At 50.4% G+C, this 17549-nt stretch carries 18 protein-coding genes and 1 other RNA gene; 9 read left to right on the top strand and 10 right to left on the bottom strand.

Annotated elements, in window-relative coordinates; all coding sequences use genetic code 11:
- Window positions 1–91 precede the first annotated feature (91 nt).
- The 3 genes from pepF to AC3RCL_RS22820 all read right to left on the bottom strand — a co-directional run bounded on the left by pepF (window position 92) and on the right by AC3RCL_RS22820 (window position 2504).
- The gene (pepF, locus tag AC3RCL_RS22830) at window positions 92–1882 is read right to left on the bottom strand and encodes an oligoendopeptidase F (protein WP_492532159.1); all 1791 of its coding nucleotides are present in this window, start codon (window positions 1880–1882) and stop codon (window positions 92–94) included.
- Between the two features lie 202 nt (window positions 1883–2084).
- Window positions 2085–2267, bottom strand: coding sequence for a hypothetical protein (locus AC3RCL_RS22825; protein ID WP_015736702.1), 183 nt, complete (start codon window positions 2265–2267; stop codon window positions 2085–2087).
- A gap of 3 nt (window positions 2268–2270) precedes the next feature.
- A complete protein-coding gene (locus AC3RCL_RS22820) occupies window positions 2271–2504 on the bottom strand; it encodes a hypothetical protein (RefSeq protein WP_009594800.1) in 234 nt (77 codons plus the stop codon).
- Window positions 2505–2701: 197 nt separating this feature from the next.
- Here AC3RCL_RS22820 and AC3RCL_RS22815 point away from each other — a divergent pair, with 197 nt between their 5' ends.
- Complete coding sequence (locus AC3RCL_RS22815) at window positions 2702–2899, top strand: cold shock domain-containing protein (RefSeq protein ID WP_006211711.1); 198 nt, start codon at window positions 2702–2704, stop codon at window positions 2897–2899.
- A gap of 193 nt (window positions 2900–3092) precedes the next feature.
- On the opposite strand, the gene AC3RCL_RS22810 is transcribed toward AC3RCL_RS22815, so the two are convergent.
- Entirely contained in the window at window positions 3093–4283 is a 1191-nt protein-coding gene (locus AC3RCL_RS22810) for an MFS transporter (RefSeq protein WP_492532156.1), read from the bottom strand.
- Between the two features lie 249 nt (window positions 4284–4532).
- Between AC3RCL_RS22810 and AC3RCL_RS22805 the strand changes: the two genes are divergently transcribed.
- Together AC3RCL_RS22805 and pfkA are read left to right on the top strand one after the other, a co-directional pair.
- Window positions 4533–5615 (top strand): tetraprenyl-beta-curcumene synthase family protein, encoded by a 1083-nt coding sequence (locus AC3RCL_RS22805; protein ID WP_096776059.1) that lies wholly within the window; start codon window positions 4533–4535, stop codon window positions 5613–5615.
- A gap of 21 nt (window positions 5616–5636) precedes the next feature.
- Entirely contained in the window at window positions 5637–6608 is a 972-nt protein-coding gene (gene pfkA, locus AC3RCL_RS22800; RefSeq protein ID WP_009594803.1) for a 6-phosphofructokinase, read from the top strand.
- 135 nt (window positions 6609–6743) lie between these two features.
- Here pfkA and AC3RCL_RS22795 read toward each other — a convergent pair whose 3' ends face one another.
- From AC3RCL_RS22795 to AC3RCL_RS22780, 4 genes are all read right to left on the bottom strand, one after another.
- Complete coding sequence (locus AC3RCL_RS22795) at window positions 6744–8120, bottom strand: MATE family efflux transporter (RefSeq protein WP_096776058.1); 1377 nt, start codon at window positions 8118–8120, stop codon at window positions 6744–6746.
- A gap of 273 nt (window positions 8121–8393) precedes the next feature.
- Window positions 8394–9605 carry a putative glycoside hydrolase gene (locus AC3RCL_RS22790; protein ID WP_015736698.1) on the bottom strand — a complete coding sequence of 404 codons (1212 nt, stop codon included), beginning with the start codon at window positions 9603–9605 and terminating at the stop codon, window positions 8394–8396.
- A gap of 392 nt (window positions 9606–9997) precedes the next feature.
- A complete protein-coding gene (locus AC3RCL_RS22785) occupies window positions 9998–10192 on the bottom strand; it encodes a hypothetical protein (protein ID WP_006211704.1) in 195 nt (64 codons plus the stop codon).
- A gap of 173 nt (window positions 10193–10365) precedes the next feature.
- A complete protein-coding gene (locus AC3RCL_RS22780; protein ID WP_015736697.1) occupies window positions 10366–11187 on the bottom strand; it encodes a YitT family protein in 822 nt (273 codons plus the stop codon).
- A 286-nt stretch (window positions 11188–11473) separates the two neighbouring features.
- On the opposite strand from AC3RCL_RS22780, the gene cshA reads away from it, so the two are divergent.
- The gene (gene cshA, locus AC3RCL_RS22775; protein ID WP_009594830.1) at window positions 11474–13075 is read left to right on the top strand and encodes a degradosome RNA helicase CshA; all 1602 of its coding nucleotides are present in this window, start codon (window positions 11474–11476) and stop codon (window positions 13073–13075) included.
- 194 nt (window positions 13076–13269) lie between these two features.
- On the opposite strand, the gene AC3RCL_RS22770 is transcribed toward cshA, so the two are convergent.
- Window positions 13270–13371 (bottom strand): hypothetical protein, encoded by a 102-nt coding sequence (locus AC3RCL_RS22770; protein WP_015736696.1) that lies wholly within the window; start codon window positions 13369–13371, stop codon window positions 13270–13272.
- A 188-nt stretch (window positions 13372–13559) separates the two neighbouring features.
- On the opposite strand from AC3RCL_RS22770, the gene AC3RCL_RS22765 reads away from it, so the two are divergent.
- The 3 genes from AC3RCL_RS22765 to AC3RCL_RS22755 all read left to right on the top strand — a co-directional run bounded on the left by AC3RCL_RS22765 (window position 13560) and on the right by AC3RCL_RS22755 (window position 15138).
- Window positions 13560–14363 (top strand): YesL family protein, encoded by an 804-nt coding sequence (locus tag AC3RCL_RS22765; RefSeq protein WP_015736695.1) that lies wholly within the window; start codon window positions 13560–13562, stop codon window positions 14361–14363.
- Window positions 14364–14408: 45 nt separating this feature from the next.
- Window positions 14409–14600, top strand: a non-coding RNA gene (gene ssrS, locus AC3RCL_RS22760) — 6S RNA.
- Window positions 14601–14745: 145 nt separating this feature from the next.
- Window positions 14746–15138, top strand: coding sequence for a DUF1499 domain-containing protein (locus AC3RCL_RS22755; protein WP_006211699.1), 393 nt, complete (start codon window positions 14746–14748; stop codon window positions 15136–15138).
- 72 nt (window positions 15139–15210) lie between these two features.
- Here the strand turns inward: AC3RCL_RS22755 and tpx are convergent, their stop codons facing one another.
- Entirely contained in the window at window positions 15211–15729 is a 519-nt protein-coding gene (gene tpx, locus AC3RCL_RS22750) for a thiol peroxidase (RefSeq protein WP_009594784.1), read from the bottom strand.
- A 122-nt stretch (window positions 15730–15851) separates the two neighbouring features.
- Between tpx and AC3RCL_RS22745 the strand changes: the two genes are divergently transcribed.
- Window positions 15852–16466, top strand: a complete 615-nt coding sequence (locus AC3RCL_RS22745; protein ID WP_145037234.1) for a rhomboid family intramembrane serine protease — start codon at window positions 15852–15854, stop codon at window positions 16464–16466.
- A 91-nt stretch (window positions 16467–16557) separates the two neighbouring features.
- Complete coding sequence (gene gltC / locus AC3RCL_RS22740; protein WP_009594790.1) at window positions 16558–17478, top strand: glutamate biosynthesis transcriptional regulator GltC; 921 nt, start codon at window positions 16558–16560, stop codon at window positions 17476–17478.
- Window positions 17479–17549: the final 71 nt, after the last annotated feature.

Raw genomic sequence — 17549 nt, 5'->3', positions numbered from 1 at the left:
AAACAGTATAAAATCCCTCGCCCGTAAAGGGCAAGGGATTTTATTCCACCGGTCAATTGAGATTCGCTTAAGCCCGCGAATGCAGGGCTGTTTATTTCGTCAACAGCTCCATCTGGTTGATGACGTCTTCAAACACGCTCATCGCCTCACGGATCGGCTCCGGAGAAGACATATCCACGCCGGCCTTCTTGAGGATGTTGATGGAGTAGTCGCTGCCTCCGCTCTTCAGGAAGCCGAGATAACGGTCAACGGCAGGCTGGCCTTCCTCCAGGATTTGCTTGGAGAAACTGGTCGCAGCCGAGAAGCCGGTCGCGTATTTGTACACATAAAAGCTGTTGTAGAAATGAGGAATCCGTGCCCATTCCATGCCGATCTCTTTATCCACCTGCATGCCTTTGCCGTGATATTTCACGTTCAGCTCGTAGTAGATGTCGGAAAGATCCTGTGGCGTCAGGGATTCGCCGCTTTCCACGCGTTCATGCACGATCTTCTCGAACTCGGCAAACATCGTTTGACGGAATACCGTCGTCCGGAATTGATCGGCATAGTAGGTAAGCAGATACATCTTCTGCTTCGGATCCTTGGCGTTCTTCAGCAGGTAATCCATCAGCAGCGCTTCGTTTGTGGTGGACGCCACTTCCGCCAGGAAGATGGTGTACTGCGCATCACGGTATTTCAAGGCATTGTCGGAGTAGTAGGAGTGAAGCGCATGGCCCATCTCGTGGGCAAGGGTAAACATGCTGTTCAGATTATCTTTATGGTTCAGCAGAACATATGGATGGGTGCCGTATGCGCCCCAGCTGTATGCGCCGGTCCGTTTGTTCTCATTCTCGTACACGTCGATCCAGCCGTTGTCATAGCCTTCCTGCAGGCTGCTGAGATAATCGTCACCAAGCGGCGTAAGGCCTTCCTTGGTCATTTGTTTCGCTTCCTCGTATGTGATATCCCATTTGTACTCTTCTACGAGCGGAGCGAACAAATCGTACATATGAAGCTCATCCACGCCCAGCAGCTTCTTGCGGAGCTCCATGTAACGGTGAAGGAGCGGCAGGCTCTCGTGAATGGTGTCGATCAGGTTCGTATAGACTTCCTTCGGAATGTTATCCCCATAGAGAGCCATTTCCAGAACGGAAGGGTACTTGCGGACGCGGGAGTAGAACATATTTTTGTTAACGTTGGCGTTCAGCGTAGCCGCAATCGTGTTTTTCTGCTTGCCGTAGGTTTCGTAGACGGCTTTGAAGGCACGCTCGCGAACCTCGCGGTTCGGGCTCTCCAGGAATTGAATATAATTGCCGTGCGTAAGCTCGACGTCCTTGCCGTCCTCGTTTTTGATTTTCGGGAATTTCATGTCCGCATTGTTGAGCATGCCGAAAATGGTCTGCGGTGCAGAGGAGAGGTTGCCGACTTGAGCCAGCAGCGCTTCTTCCGTCTTGGACAGCACGTGCGCTTTCTCCCGTTTCATCTCCGTCAGCGTGAATTTGAATTCCTTCAGGGTAGGGTCCTCGATCAGTTTATCCAGTTCCGCCTCGGACAGGGACAGAATTTCAGGCGTGATGAAAGAGAGGGCTTCTCCGGCTTCGACGTTCAGTTTTTTGGCTTTGGCGGTTAGTGCCTGATATGTAGGGTTTGCCGTATCTTCGTCATGGTGCATATGAGCGTATACGTATAAGCGTTCGGCATGGTATGAGATTTCGTCTTCGAGCTCGAAGCATTCCTTGATGGAAGCTGCGTTGTTTAACTTGCCCTGGTAATCGGCGGTCCGTTTCAGCAGATTCTTCAGCTCCGCAAAGCTTGCATCCCAAGCCTTTTGATCAGCAAATAAATCCTCGAGTTTCCATTGATGCTCTTTAGGGACATCAGCGCGTTTCAACAATTGTTCCATGGAAATCCTCCTTGAATGATATGGATTAGTTGGAGTCCGGGTTCCTTCAGACAAGACTTCGGAGCGGGCAGCGGATAGAGCTAGCAGGCAGATGGCAAGCGTAATGCAGAGCACCTTGGCGCCTCTCATGGCATAATACCTCCTCGAATTGAAGCATCCGAGCGATAGTATGCCGCGTACCCGCCACTTTCATCCTATAAATTTACGAGGAACCCAGATTCAAGAAACTGTATACAATAAGGTAAAAGGCAAACAAGATAAAGGCGACGGCAATCAGGGCCATCCCCCTTCTCAGTCTTTGGGGTATCCGATCCCGGTACATGATCATGATGGCACCCAGACTGAAGGCCAGAATAATGAAGATGACGATATTCGTATAATCCATCCATTACACCTGCTTAAAGGCAGCCATCATTTCTCTCCACTCATCTTCCCGGCCTTCGAAATCTTCTTTGGGAAAGCGGTTTTGAGCCCAGTGCATCAAGGCTGGCCGACTCATGAAGGTATGGGTCTCTTCACCCCACTGGTCGGAAATTTCGCGAAGAACGATGTATCGGCCCTGAACTTCGACCGTCATCATGTTCCACTTGTCTTTTTTGTATATTTCATGTTTTTTGATCATATGCATCTCCGTTTGCTACTTAGGCTTTTGGGTAAATGATAACGCACTCGCGGGCTTAAAAGCAAATCATCTTCTGATTAAAATAGTGTGCCGAAAAAAAGCCCCTTAGGGTGAATTGACGGATTGCATTGTCAGAAAACATGGGATATAATATGGATATTCGCCATAGATGGCGGTATTTTTAGGAGGTTGTTCATTTGAAAGGTACAGTTAAATGGTTTAACGCAGAAAAAGGTTACGGCTTCATTTCCGTTGAAGGTGGCGAGGATGTATTCGTACACTTCTCCGCAATTCAAGAAGAAGGCTTCAAGAGTTTGGAAGAAGGTCAAGCGGTTGAGTTCGACATCACAGAAGGTAACCGTGGTCCTCAAGCAGCCAACGTAACAAAACTGTAAGCTAACTCCCGATACGGAGATCTTATAGAATTACCAAGGCATGAAGCACAGTTCTCTACCGAGAACTGTGCTTTTTTGTATTCTTTTGGGTCAAGCAGGTCTAGTCAGGATCAATCAAAGGCAGGTTCGGATCGATACCCGGTCCGTACTTGCCTTTATTGATCTTATACTCAGGAGCGTTTCGCGCTGTATTCTAGGCGCCGAATCCAGAGGTATGCATCTCCTCCGGCTTGGCGAAGAGGTGCCGGTAGATAAAGCCGAGGCAGGTAGCGAAGGACAGGAGAGCTGCAAGCAGGTAGAAGGACGATCTCCCCGCGGCTTCGAACAGCAAACCGCCGAAAGCTCCACTGAGAAGCCCTGAGACGCTGGACCAGAAAATAATGAAGAGCGCCATCCCGGTCGCCCGGTACTGCCACGGAATGATCCTGGTAATATAACGGACCGCGGTTACATAGAACACGCCGAAGGTAATGCTGTGAAGCGACTGGACGGCGAGCACCGACAACGGATCGGACGCCAGCGCCATGAGCAGGAATCGGAGCGCAAACATCAGGCTTGCAAAGCCGAGCAGCGGCAGCTCCTTCATCTTGTCTCCATACTTGCTCAGCAGGAAAAAAATCGGGATCTCGCTGGCAGCCGAGATCATCAAGGACCACCCGATAAGACCCTCGCCCGCACCAAGCCCCGATAAGGTGAGCGTCAGAAAGGCTTCATTCATGCGGTGGGCGATGGCAAGACAGAAGGTGCAGCCGAAGAACCACAATATTTCTTTCGAACGCAATATTTTGAGCAGGGCTGCCAGTTCCACAGGCTCTGATTTGGCCGCGACGCCATCGCGGATAAGAAAGGAGCATATGAGCGTAAATACGCCGATCCCGATGCCGATCGACAGCGCAGCCGAAGCGCCCGCTGCACCGATGGCATATCCAATGCCAAGGGCGAAGAACGCGTAGCCGAGCGAGCCGAATACGCGGATGACGGTAAAGCTGCGACCGTACCGCTGCGCCGTCTGGATGGCCATCGTATCCGCCAACGGATAGACCGGGTAGTAGAAGAAATAAAACAAGCTGATCGTAATCAATACAACGCCGAAGCTTGTAACCTGCCATAGGATGAGCATCGTGACAAGCTGCCCGATAATCAGAATGTTCATGATGCGCTTGATGGTCCGGTATTTGTCGCTCGTGTAGCTCCAAATCATGTTGGAGAACATGGATATCAACGGGCCGATGGCATACAGATAGCCGATCTGCGCGCTGCTGAAGCCGATTTCTTTGTAATAAAGCGGAAAATAAGAAATGACAAGGGCTGTCGTGCCGAATATCGTAAACATAAAGGCGCGGAGCCAATTCTGATCCGGTCTGGACGAAGCGGGAAGTTTCATGCTGGGGATCTCCGTTCTTTCATGAACCCGTGGACCGGTGGATGAAACGGCATTCGCGAAGTTCATGGTCTGTTGTTCAACTCCGACTAGTATATAACATATCGCTGATTGGAGATAGATGGATAATAGAATGCGTTAACGGCCCACCCCCGTCAATGATCTGTGTTATTTGTGCAAAATGGGCGATCATATTATAATAGGTTTGATTTGGATAGGTATAAAAAGACAACCATGTGGAGGCAGAGTTCATTGAATAATCAAGAGCTAAGCCGTAAGGTTCCGCGCAGTCCGGTCGGGCTGATGAGCCGGGTGTACAAATTCATACTCCCGGAAGTGCGGAGCGAATTGGAGAAGTGGCGCCGGGAGGCTGAGCAAATTCCGGATGAGGAGCTACGAAAGCAGGCACTGGCCAGTATAGATACCAAAAGATTTCACTGCCAGGGCGGTGCGGTGTATGCCGCAGCCAATCTGCCGGAAAAGCACATTCTCATTCCATTGATTGTAGCTTACCAGACAATTAGCGATTATCTCGATAATTTATGTGACCGCAGTACTTCGCTGGATCCAGCGGATTTCAGACAGCTCCATCAGTCGATGCTGGATGCCGTTACACCTGAAATGGAGCCGGCTGATTATTACGCGCTCCGGTCCGAAAGGGAGGACGGAGGTTATCTTCTCCGCCTTGTGCAGAAATGCCGGGATTGCATCGGGCAATTATCAGGATATGAAGCGGCAAAGCCCTACATAAGGGATTTGGCTGGGCTTTATGCCGATTTGCAGGTATACAAGCACATCCATCCGGATAAGAGAGAAGCGGCATTGCTTGAATGGTGGTCCCGGCATGCACACCGGACACCGCATCTGCGGTGGAACGAGTTTGCGGCTGCAACGGGATCAACCTTGGGTGTGTTCATGCTGTTCTTGGCTGCAACCGATCCGTTTCTGGATGACGAGGATGCATCGTCCATTCATGCGTCTTATTTTCCGAATGTATGCAGTCTCCACATTATGCTGGATTATCTTATTGATCAAGACGAAGACAGGCTGGGCGGCGATCTGAACTTTTGTAATTATTACGAAGATGCCGATACGATGCTGAACCGTATAGCTTCCATTGTTGAGTGGGCCCGGAAGGATGTCAGAACGATTCCCTCGACCCCTTTTCATCGTATGATCATTGAGGGGTTACTGGCGTTATATTTATCCGATCCAAAAGTCAGCGAGCAGCAACTGGTTCGCACCGTATCCAAACGTTTGATGAAGAAGAGCCCGATGACCCGGATTTTTTTCTACGTCAACAGCCGATGGATTCGTAAGCATAAGCATGAGTGACATTGAAGGAGGAAAAGAGACATGGCAGAGGTTAAAAAAATTGCAGTTCTTACAAGTGGTGGCGATTCCCAAGGGATGAACGCGGCGCTGCGCGCCGTTGTACGGAGCGGTTTGTATTATGGACTAGAGGTATACGGGATTCAACGCGGTTACCAAGGTCTTCTCGAAAACGACATTATCAAAATGGACCTTCGCAGCGTAGGGGATATCATCCAGCGCGGAGGCACGATTCTTCGTTCCGCCCGTTGTGAGGAGTTCAAGACGGCGGAAGGGCAGCAGAAAGGCGCCGACATTCTGAATCAGCACGGCATCGACGGTTTGGTCGTCATCGGCGGAGACGGCTCGTACCAAGGTGCGAACAAGCTGAGCAAGCTCGGAATCAAAACGATGGGTCTTCCGGGCACGATTGATAATGATATTTCCTTTACCGACTATACGATCGGTTTTGATACAGCGGTCAGCGTCGTTGTAGACGCTGTAAACAAATTGCGCGATACGATGTCTTCCCATGCCCGCTCGTCGGTTGTAGAAGTTATGGGACGCCACTGCGGCGACATCGCCCTTCACGCGGGCCTGGCTTCCGGGGCGGAGACCATCCTGGTGCCGGAAGTGGAGTACAATCTTGATGAAGTGGCGACGCGTCTTCGCGAGAATTTTGCCAAAGGCAAGCGCCACAGCATCATTATCGTAGCGGAAGGCGTCGGACGCGGCGAGGACGTTGTCCACGATCTGAAAGAGTGCCATGCGTCAATCGATGCCCGCGTAACCGTGCTTGGTCATATCCAGCGCGGCGGAGCTCCGACTCCGTTTGACCGCAATTTGGCAAGCCGTCTCGGCGATTTTGCGGTTCGCAGCCTGATTGATGGCCAATCCGACAAAGGATGCGGCATCATCAAAGGCGAACTGGTCCTTACGGACATTGACAAGGTCGTTAACACCAAGAAGGAATTTGACCGGGATCTGTACGATCTGGCATTGCGATTGTCCCAATAAGTCCGTTTTGGCGATAACGATAAAAGACCGTCTCCATGGCAGAATCCATTCTGCTTGGAGACGGTCTTTTTTAGTATAAATGTTAGACCATCCTGATGTCGCGATAACAACTTCCGCGATATGCGGTCCGTTGTCTTATGATGCGGATAAGGACGTTGCCTTTGCCTGGCCAGCGAACTTGCGCTGGACTTTGACCAGGCGCATAAGCATCAGGGCCGCGCCTACCCCAAGTCCCGTGATCAACCCGATCCAGTAGCCGAAGGCTTGCCAATCGGTATAGTTGGCGAGCACGTATCCCACAGGCAGGCCAATGACCCAGAACGATAGAAATGCGAGCATAAAAGCGACGTTAACGTCTTTGTAGCCTCGCAGCGCTCCTTGGGTCGGCGTGGCGATCGCGTCCGAGATCTGGAAGAAAATCGCGAATAGCAGGAAATGCTGGATCAACGCCACGACCTCAGGCTCGTTGGAATATAAACCGGCAACCTGGCGGCCGGCCATAAACAGGACGACAGCGGTGATCAGCGACAGGATGACGGCCGTGCCGATGCCGAGCTTGGCGTACTTCCAGGCATCCTTCATCCGGCCCGAGCCGGCTTCAAAGCCTACAAGAATGGTTAAGCTCATGCATATGCTTAACGGCAGCATGTACAGTGTCGTAGCGAAATTCAAGGCGGCCTGATGCGCGGCAATGGTAGCTGTGTCAAAGCTGCTCATGAGCAAAGTCACCGCGGCGAAGACTGCGGTCTCGAGAAAAATCGAGAACCCGATCGGCAAGCCGATTTTTAACAGGCCCTTCCAAGCGCTCAGGGATACTCCCCGAAGCTGCCTGAAGATACCAAATGGAGAGAATGGGTGATTTCTATGGATGATGACGATGGCGATCGCCAGAACCGTCCAATAGGTAATGGCGGACGCCAGGCCGGCACCTACGCCTCCCAATCGCGGAAAGCCCCAGTAACCATAGATCAACAGGGCATTCAAGCCTACGTTCACCGGGAGGGTAATCAGCGTGATGACCATCGAAATTTTTGTTTGCCCGAGCGCATCGATGAAGCTGCGAAGCACGGTGTAGGCAAACAACGGAATGATGCCGATCGAGATGGCGGCAAGAAAATGGGAAGCAATCCGACGAACCTCAGGCTCCAGGTTCATGGCACCAAGAATGCTCGGTACGACGGCATACCCGATGGCAAGGACGACGATGGCCAGTAAGACGGACAGCCAGAGCGCCTGGTTGACCTGATAGGCGACTTTTTGTTCCTGTCGTCCGCCGACGAGCTGCGAAACGATGGGGGTGATCCCCATGAGAATTCCGCTGAGTCCGGTTTGGACCGGAATCCAAATGCTTGTAGCGATGGCTACGCCTGCCAAGTCGACCGAGCTGAATTTTCCCGACATATTGGTGTCAAAAAAAGTAATGGCCGATAAAGCAAGCTGCGTTACGAGAATGGGGATGAGAATGATCGCGAATTGTTTCAGCTTTCCCCGTGTTGTAGTGGTCGGTTGCATTGTGATTTGCCTTTCTTTCGTTGGAGTTTTATGACGCTGTTCCTATATTGTAGGACCCTGCCCTGAGCGGGTACAATAACGGGCTTATTGAGCGGCAAGCCGTAACTCAACCAGCGTTTGAATCGGGGGGCGTCAGCTTGCTTGTTCAGGGTCGGTAGTCCGACCCTAATCTTCATCATAGCATTGGCTGTCAAGAGAGGGGTTCACCATCGATCAAACGGAAGAAAGGGCCGGCCATAAAAGATGGCCGACCCTTTCGAAACGAATGAGTGATTATTTATGAGTGACGCCTTCCGTATAACGGTTGGAAGCATTCCAGAGTAAGTATTCATCGACGTTCGTGTCTTTGAGGGCGCGAATCTGCTCCTCGATTTCCTTTTTGCCGTATTTGGCATAGTTTCCGCTTCCGAGCCAGCTGGCGGTAAAGTCCTGAATCCAAGGCCGGATGATCGGCTTCTGCTCTCCCAGCTCATCGAGCTTCTTGTGGGTGTCTTCCATGGATCCCTTGATGGTCTGGTAAGGAGCCTTGTCCGGAACGGGGGAGCCGAACCATCCCGCCGTGTAATGGCTCGGATATACCATCGGGCTGATGATATCGACGTTTTTGGAGATTTTCACGAAGTCCTGTCCGATGCCTTCTGCCGCAGGCACGGAGGCCGCATAGCCGAAGATGTCAACGGATACGCGGATGCCGAGCGGTGCAAGCTCTTCCCGGGCATACTGCACGAAATCGGAGACCACGTCCACGCGCGATTGATCCGTCTTGGTATATTTCAGGGAATCGGCCCGTTTCTCGAAACCTTCCGGAAAACGAACATAATCGAACTGGATTTCCTTGAATCCGAGTTTGGCGGCTTCTTTGGCGATCTCGATGTTGTAATCCCAGACCTCTTTGCTGTACGGGTTGACGAAGCTGTCGCCGCCGCCGTTGGTCCATACGGTGCCATCGCTTTTACGGAAGGAAAGCTCCGGGTTTTTCTTGGCGAGAATGGTATCCTTGAACACAACCACCCTGGCGATCGGATAGATATCGTGTTTCTCCAGCCGCTTCATCAGCTGCTTGATGTCTTTGATAAACGGCTGGGATTTGCCGAGCTCCTTCAGTTTAGGATTATCGGTCTTGTACGTTATGTATCCTTCATCATCCTTGATGTCAATGACCATGGCATTGAGATCGGTGTTGTCCAAAAGATCCACCAGCTGATTCATTCTGGAGCCGCCTGCGCTATAAGCCGTTACATAAATGCCCTTGACTTTAGGCGCGTCGACCTGCGGATCGATTGCCGTCGTATTCGGCTTGATGCCGCTTTGCCCCTGGCCTTTGCCCTCGGTTTGGCCGTGGCCTTGGCTGTTGTTTTGGTGCATGCCCTGGATCATGGCGGTGTTTAATGAGGCCTGAAGTTTGGCGGTAAGATTGCCTTCCTGCGGACTGGAACTGCCTAAACCCGCGGATGCCAAGATGAATAAAGCCAAGATGATATTCATAATTACTCTCTCCCTTGTGTACATTCACATCATGATTATAAAGGAACGGTTGCCTTCAAAAAGAACAGGATTGTTACAAACGACAATAAATTGGAAACGGTGGGCGAGCGTACCTAGTTCATTAAACGGGTGAAGGGCGTTTTAAACGCTAAAGTTCGACATTAGCGGCAAGTTTACCGTGAACAACGTGTGAACATGGGGAGTGACAAGTCGGATTAGAAACACAAAGAAGATGGATGCGGTTACATGCGGCCTTTTGCTGCTTAACGGGAAATGACGTGCCTATAGAATTCACATTTTCTCATAAAAAAATGCCGTTTTTCACCGGTGGATTTTACCTGGACCGGAGAAGAACGGCATTTGTCGTGCAATGATCGCGTGTTGCTTTAAAATTAATGAAGCGGAGTTTGATTCTGATGCTCGCAAATGCTGAACTGAATGATCTCAAGAGCGTCCTCCTGCTCCAGAATACTCAGCCCGTCCCTAAGAACGATCATGGAATTCAATTCGTTCTGTCTGAAGAACGGTATCATTTCCGGGAACCACTTCATGACGATTTGTGACAATTTTACCGTTTCCATTTCCATAAAAATCACCCTTTCCTTCCGAATTGGTTAGGCAGGACGTTCTTTTGTAAAACGGAAAAACAATTAAAATTGGGCCTGAGCGTACGCCCGGGAATCAGATCTCATGAATATTGTAGGAACCGCGCACAAATATTATACCACATATTTACCGTACTCTCACACCTGGTAAATATTTAGTTCTTGCGGAATTGCCCCATGACGGCCGTCGTTTCCACGATATTGACGAAAGCCTCGGGATCGGTTTCCGTAATGATTTGCTTCAGCTCAGCCAGCTCATATCGTGTCGTGACGGTCATGAGCATATCCTTCTCTTTATGGCTGAAAGCTCCCTGGGTTTTGATCTTGGTTATGCCGCGGGGGCGCTTGAGCAGCTTCTCCAGCAAGGCCTCCGTCCGGTTCGTGACGATAAAGACGGTCACCTTGATGTGGCTGATGTGAAGCATATCCACCATTTTACCGGCAACATAGATGGAGGCCATGGAAGCGAGCGCCAAGTTCCAATCCTGCTCCAGATATGCTACCGCCATGATGACGATGGCGTTCAGCGTCACCAGTACGCTGCCGACGGGGAAGTCCCGATATTTCGTGACCAGGGAGCCGATGATATCGAAGCCCCCGGTTGAACCGCCGACCCGAAAGGAGAGACCGGTGCCGAACCCGACAAGCACGCCGCCGAAAACCGAGGACAGAAGCATGTCGGTTGCAACGTGATTCACCGGGATAAGCTCCAGAAACAAGGTTGTGACGATAACCGAGAGGATGCTGAGACCGACGAACCTTTTGCCCAGCTTGAACCAGCCGGTGATCAGGATCGGAATGTTGAGCACAAAATACATGATGCTGATATTAAGCGGCGTGAAATAACCGATCACGAGAGCCACGCCGGATACGCCGCCGCTGAGCAGATGGTGGGGAATCAGAAACAAATTGAATCCGGCGGCGATAATCATGCCCCCGAATACGATCGAGAAATAGGTCCATAGACGCTTCAACATAGGAATCACCTCCCGGTTATTATGACTTCTTTAAGCTTGCTGGTATTCCAGAAATGTTTTGTGATATAATGTATTGGATATTCTTGAGTAGTCCGTTACATTGATAACTTTGCAAGCTTATCAGGATGATTATACATTAACCAGTCACCATACTGGTGATAAGAGAAATATACCGGTTCACCTCGTGCAGAAAATCCTGCTGGCCGGGAAAGCCTATAAACGTTACCACTACTTAAGAATACAGAGAAGAAAGTGGAAGTCCACAGATAGAAGGAGTATGAACCTATTGAAAAATTTCGCAGATTTTGGCTTGGAGCCGCGCGTGCTGCAAGCAATCACTGAGCTTGGCTTTGAGGAAGCCACACCGATTCAATCCCAATCGATTCCGATTGCTCTAACCGGCAAGGATATGATTGGACAAGCACAGACTGGTACAGGTAAGACAGCAGCATTCGGCCTACCTCTTATCCACAAAATCGCCAAGGAAGAGGAGCGTATCGTCGCTCTCATTATGACACCGACCCGTGAACTTGCCATTCAGGTTGCTGAAGAAATCGGCAAGCTGTCCCGTTTTAAAGGAATCCGTTCCTTGGCTATTTACGGCGGACAGGATATCGGGCGTCAAATCCGCGCTTTGAAAAGAAAGCCTCAGATTATTATCGGTACACCGGGTCGATTACTTGACCACATCAACAGAAAAACCATCCGTCTTGATGACGTACAAACCGTTGTATTGGACGAAGCGGATGAAATGCTGGACATGGGCTTCATGGAAGACATCCAGTCGATCCTAAAGCTTGTTCCTGAAGAACGTCAAACCTTGCTGTTCTCCGCAACTATGCCCGCTAACATTCAGAAGTTGGCATCCCAGTTCCTAAAGGAACCTGAGCATGTATCCGTTATTCCTAAGCACGTTAGTGCTCCACTGATCGACCAAGCATATATCGAAGTTCCTGAACGTCAAAAATTCGAAGCCTTGAGCCGCCTTCTGGATATGGAGTCGCCTGAGCTTGCGATTGTCTTCGGACGTACCAAGCGCCGCGTCGACGAATTGGCAGAAGCCCTGCAAAAACGCGGATATTCGGCAGATGGCCTCCATGGCGACCTGTCCCAGCACCAACGTGATACCGTCATGCGTAAATTCCGCGACGGCAGCATCGATGTTCTCGTGGCGACAGACGTGGCAGCGCGCGGTCTCGACGTATCCGGCGTTACCCATGTCGTAAACTTCGACTTGCCGCAAGATCCGGAAAGCTATGTACACCGTATTGGACGTACGGGCCGTGCGGGCAAGGAAGGTACAGCCTGGTCCTTCGTGACGCCGCGTGAAATGGATCATCTGTATTTCATCGAGCGTGTGACGCGCCACCGTATTCCGCGCAAGCCGCTGCCAACGATTGCCGAAGCGATCGAAGGTAAACAGCGCATCATCGCTGAGCGCGTGCTTGAAATCATTGAGCAAGGGGAATTGACCGAGTACAAAGGTCTTGCCATTCAATTACTGGAGCAGTACGATTCCGTACAATTGCTTGCAGCTGCAATGAAAATCCTGACAGGCGACAAGAAGGAAGCATCCGATATTCACCTTACCCCTGAGGATCCGATCCGCGCCAAACGCCGGAAGCCGGATATCCGTAATGGCCGCAAGCCTAGCGGCGGTTATGGCGGACGCGGCAACAGCGGCGGATATCGCCGTGACGGCGGAAGCGGCGGCGGCGGTAACCGTGGCGGCTACTCCAAAGGCGGATACAACCGTGACGGCGGTGGTGGTTACAACCGTGATCGCGATGGCGGTGGTTACAACCGTGACCGCAACAACAGCGGTGACCGCAAACCGCGTTCCTACAGCGGCGGCGAGCGTCGCCCTAACCGGAGCGGAGACGAATAATAACGGCTAACTTCCTTTACCGGGAGTAACCTGCCGAAACACCAAAAGACGAAGCAGCAGCCCACGCCAAGTGGAGCCGCGCTTCGTCTTTTGGTGCATGGTTAAAGAGGATGCACCCTGAGTGCATCCCCATTAACCGCGCAGTTTAAACCCACGATCAGCCCATCTGTTTCACGATAATGACTAAGGAGACATTAGATATAGAATGTGCTAAGAATAATTACAAGCAGGATGAACAGAACCAGGACAATACCAACGTTATTTCCGTAGCCGTAACCTCCGCCTTCACAAGACATACATAATCCCTCCTCTTTAAATTTGGAAATTCAAGCTTGTTGAATGGATTACGTGATATCGTATGGAGAAACAGGGCCACTGGATTGGATATACACCCAGGTTCGTATAAATTAGGCTCTGGCAATGCATGTACAAAATAAGGTATATTAATAGATACATGCATGATTTGAGTGAGGAGGAAACGGATTTGGAAATGAAAGGAGCCATGGGTGGCTTATATAAGCTCACCGAGTGGATTACCCGTATTGCTTTTTCGAACATCTTGTGGGTTATTTGTACATCGCCTTTCCTGTTTATCGTTCTAACCAAATTCCTAATGGCCGTTCAGACACCGGAAGCGCATAACGAGCAGCTGCTGTCGAACTGGATCCTGGGAATATTATCACCGTTTGTTTTATTTCCGGCTACGGCGGCTTTATTTACCGTTGTGCGGAAATGGGTAATGGGCAATCCGGACGTGTCCGTGTTCAAAACGTTCTTTAAGGGTTATAAGGAAAATTACAAGCAGAGCATGATCGGCGGTATTTTTTATACGCTGCTGTTCGTGATTATGTACGTGGATTACACGGTTTATATGACGCAGCTCGATGGCTTCCAGCTTGTCGGCATCGTGATGCTGGTGCTTCTCATCGTACTGTTTGTCTCCCTGTTTAATTTCTTCTCCATGACCGTTCATTATGAGATGAAAACGACTCAGCTCCTAAAAAATGCGGTGCTGCTGACTCTGATTCGTCCGTTCCGCGTATTTTCGACTTTGATCGGAAGCGCTGTCTTGGCGTATATCGGCACGCAAATGCCGGTGCTCTTCGTGTTCTTCCTGTTCTGCCTGATGGCCTTGTTCGCGTTCTTTAACTTCTATGCGACCTTTACCAAAATGCAGGAGCAGCAGGAAAAAATGAAGAAGGCCGAGGAAGAGGAGTCGGAAACTGAGCAAGCTCTTCTGGAAAGCATGGATTCTGCCAAAAAGGGAGAGAACGGATCGAAACCTTAAATAACGAGAGGTTTACTTTTCCGGCAAAACCCCCTATAATAAGACTACATCCTGCGATGTTCGTTTCGGTTTTCCGTTGTTTTGAACCAATGACGATGTCTAGGGAGATCTATACGTAATCGTGGCTGAAATGCCCTGTCTATATGACAAGGGGAATTCATAAGCGGTTCTGCGGTCACCCACCTGCTATAGCAGGTTCGAAGACAATGTTTACCGGACGGCATAGGCGGGTTTCGTCAAGCCAATGAATGGGCACCTCTTTTATTTCGAATTCGAAGTGAAAGAGGTGCCTTTTTGCTGTATATAAAGGTTTGCTGAAAGCATAAACAATGTTAAACTAGAGTATGGAAAGGAACGGTCATTTATAAAGGAGGAACGGTCTTTGTCATTAAAACGAGTTCTAATCGGTATCGTGCGCAGCTATGACGGCACAAGCGACCGTGCTAAAGATCCCAAGCTGAAGACGCGTTATTACAATCTTTCAAAAGAAAAGTGTTTTGAAGAGGTTTCCTCGACACTGAAAAAAATTCCGGGTTACAAAGTTCTGCATGAGGTAAAATCCGTGGGAGAAATCACGTTAGAGAAAAGAACCTCCTTTGGACGTACGCTGGACATTACCGTATCCGTGCTCGGCATCAGTCCGGTTCGCAGCGCAGTTGACATGTATTCGGCATCCCGCGGTTCCCTTGGGGATCTGGGGGCGAACTACCGGGTCATCTTGAACCTGTACGCTGTACTGGACAAAAAACTGAGCAAGTATAAAGTGGATGCTTAGTAGAATAAGAAAAAGCGGGAGAGCTGCTCTCCCGCTTTTTAAAGGTGTGCCGCATATGTAGCCTTCGGCGTGTTAACGCAGAGATTTCACGGCATCGATGGCAGCTTCGTAATTCGGGTGCTCCGTCATTTCGCCAAGGTATTCTACGTAGGTGATGGTATCGTTAGCATCCACGACGAAGATCGAACGCATGTCGAGCTGAAACTCCTTGATGAGCACGCCATACGCTTCACCGAAAGAACGCGATTTATAGTCGGACAGCGTAATGACCCGGTCAACGCCTGCAGCTCCGCACCAGCGGGCCTGGGCGAACGGAAGGTCGGCACTGATCGTAAGGATCACGACATCGTCGCCAAGTCCGGCCGCCTCTTCGTTGAAACGGCGCGTCTGTGCGTCGCATACCCCGGTGTCGAGGGAAGGAACGACGCTGATCAGCTTGATTTTACCTGCATAATCTTTAAGAGATACGTCTTCGAGCAGGTTCTTGCTCACGGTAAAATCCGGCGCGGCATCACCAGCCTTGAGCTGTGGTCCGATGAGTGTAATAGGATTGCCCTTGAAAGTGGCAGCTCCTGAACGTTCTTGAGCCATGAGAAATCTCCTCCTTGGATATCAAAGTTTGGTGATCAGGTTCATGGTACATTATAATCTTTTTAAAAAGGGAATGTCCACTAAAGGGCACCCCTGGCCTGGTTTAGGATGAGGAGGATGCTATGATATTCGTACGTTATGAGAATTGGAAAAGTTATTTGCGTTATTATCCCGTTACATCGCTGCTGCTTGTGATCAACCTGGTGATGTTTGTGATCACATCCTTTGACGGCGGTTCGAGGAATCCGATGACGCTGCTGAAATATGGGGCTTTGTCGGATTTGCCGCAGTTCGTCGACCAGGCATGGAGATACTTTACGGCGATGTTCCTCCATAACGGATTTGACCATTTGTTGTTCAACAGCTTCGCACTGCTGGTATTCGTTCCCCCGCTGGAGAGAATCATGGGGAGCTGGAAATTTGCCATTCTGTATCTGCTCAGCGGTGTTCTCGGTAATGTAATCGGATTGGCTTATTATGAGCGCATGGATAGCTATACCTTCCTTGTAGGCGCCTCAGGAGCCATATACGGAGCTTATGGCGCTTATCTGTACATCGCCTTGTTCCAGCAGCATGTCATTGATGAGTCGTCCCGCAAGACGCTGTTCACCCTGCTTATATTGGGGATCTTGTTCTCGTTTACCCCAGGGGTCAGCCTTGTAGCCCATGTCGGCGGATTGGTAGGCGGATTTTTCCTCTACGGTCTCATGATTCGATTATTCAAACGTCGAACATAATCGGACCTAAGAGGGTCTGTTATAATAGAATTGGATGATTTGGATAAAGTCTTCAAGTCTTCTAGGGAATAAGAATGGAGCGATAAAAGGCGTGGAATTACGACAGTTGCAATACTTTGTAAAGGTTGCGCAAAAGGAACACGTTACCCAAGCGGCAGAAGAGCTTCATGTGGCTCAGTCGGCCGTCAGCCGTCAAATACATCAGTTGGAAGAAGAACTGGGTGTTAATTTGTTCATGCAGAAAGGCCGGAATCTGCAGTTAACCCCGGTAGGCCAGCTTTTTTGCAAACGGGTGGAGAGCATTATGAAGGATTTGGACCGTGCGGTCGTCGAGATACATGAATTCCTGGACCCGGAGCAGGGGGAGATCCGTATCGGTTTCCCTCACAGCCTGGGCATACATTTGATTCCGTCCATCGTGGCTGAATTTCGGAAGAAGTACCCGAACGTGAAGTTCCGGTTTAAGCAGGGCATGTTCCCGACTTTGATCCGGGACGTCGTCGGGGCTGAAGTGGATTTGGCGTTTGTGTCTCCGTTTCCGGATCGCCACGATCAAGTGGACGGAGATATCGTGTTGACAGAGGAGCTGTTTGCGATCCTGCCGCCGAATCACCCGCTTGCGGGGGAGCAGTCCATCAAGCTGGAGCAATTGAAAGAGGAGCGCTTTGTGCTGTTCAGCAAGGGCTACTCCTTGCGCCCGATTGTATGGCATGCCTGCCTGGAGGCCGGGTTCACGCCGAAAATTGCTTTTGAAGGCGAGGAGACGGATACGATCCGCGGGCTGGTTGCTGCCGGCATGGGGGTCAGCCTGCTACCTGAAATGGCGCTGTTCCAGACGAATCCGCTTCAACCGGCACGCGTCCGAATCTCGGAGCCGAAGGTAACGCGTTCCATCGGTCTGATTCACCGCGCGGACGAGAAGCTGCCACCGGTTGCGCAAGCCTTCCGTGCGTTTCTGCTTCAATATTTTGGCATTGATCCGTCGCCGAAAAAGGAAGAGAAAGCGGAATGAAGCTTCTCTTCCCCTAAGAGTCTAGAATTCAAGATGGACATCATCAAGTGATTATAAAAAAGAGGGCTTTC

It is taken from the genome of Paenibacillus sp. MT86 (genome assembly GCF_058792535.1).
Note: the sequence above shows the minus strand (reverse complement) of the source record. Positions and strands in the feature narration are given on the sequence as shown.

What these genes read in the sequence shown, in the direction of transcription:
- AC3RCL_RS22820 (WP_009594800.1), bottom strand. Translation starts at nt 2,504, where the DNA reads ATGATCAAAAAACATGAAATATACAAAAAAGACAAGTGGAACATGATG.
- AC3RCL_RS22780 (WP_015736697.1), bottom strand. Translation starts at nt 11,187, where the DNA reads ATGTTGAAGCGTCTATGGACCTATTTCTCGATCGTATTCGGGGGCATG.
- AC3RCL_RS22790 (WP_015736698.1), bottom strand. Translation starts at nt 9,605, where the DNA reads ATGAATATCATCTTGGCTTTATTCATCTTGGCATCCGCGGGTTTAGGC.
- pfkA (WP_009594803.1), top strand. Translation starts at nt 5,637, where the DNA reads ATGGCAGAGGTTAAAAAAATTGCAGTTCTTACAAGTGGTGGCGATTCC.
- AC3RCL_RS22810 (WP_492532156.1), bottom strand. Translation starts at nt 4,283, where the DNA reads ATGAAACTTCCCGCTTCGTCCAGACCGGATCAGAATTGGCTCCGCGCC.
- AC3RCL_RS22785 (WP_006211704.1), bottom strand. Translation starts at nt 10,192, where the DNA reads ATGGAAATGGAAACGGTAAAATTGTCACAAATCGTCATGAAGTGGTTC.
- AC3RCL_RS22770 (WP_015736696.1), bottom strand. Translation starts at nt 13,371, where the DNA reads ATGTCTTGTGAAGGCGGAGGTTACGGCTACGGAAATAACGTTGGTATT.
- AC3RCL_RS22745 (WP_145037234.1), top strand. Translation starts at nt 15,852, where the DNA reads ATGATATTCGTACGTTATGAGAATTGGAAAAGTTATTTGCGTTATTAT.
- AC3RCL_RS22825 (WP_015736702.1), bottom strand. Translation starts at nt 2,267, where the DNA reads ATGGATTATACGAATATCGTCATCTTCATTATTCTGGCCTTCAGTCTG.
- tpx (WP_009594784.1), bottom strand. Translation starts at nt 15,729, where the DNA reads ATGGCTCAAGAACGTTCAGGAGCTGCCACTTTCAAGGGCAATCCTATT.
- pepF (WP_492532159.1), bottom strand. Translation starts at nt 1,882, where the DNA reads ATGGAACAATTGTTGAAACGCGCTGATGTCCCTAAAGAGCATCAATGG.
- AC3RCL_RS22795 (WP_096776058.1), bottom strand. Translation starts at nt 8,120, where the DNA reads ATGCAACCGACCACTACAACACGGGGAAAGCTGAAACAATTCGCGATC.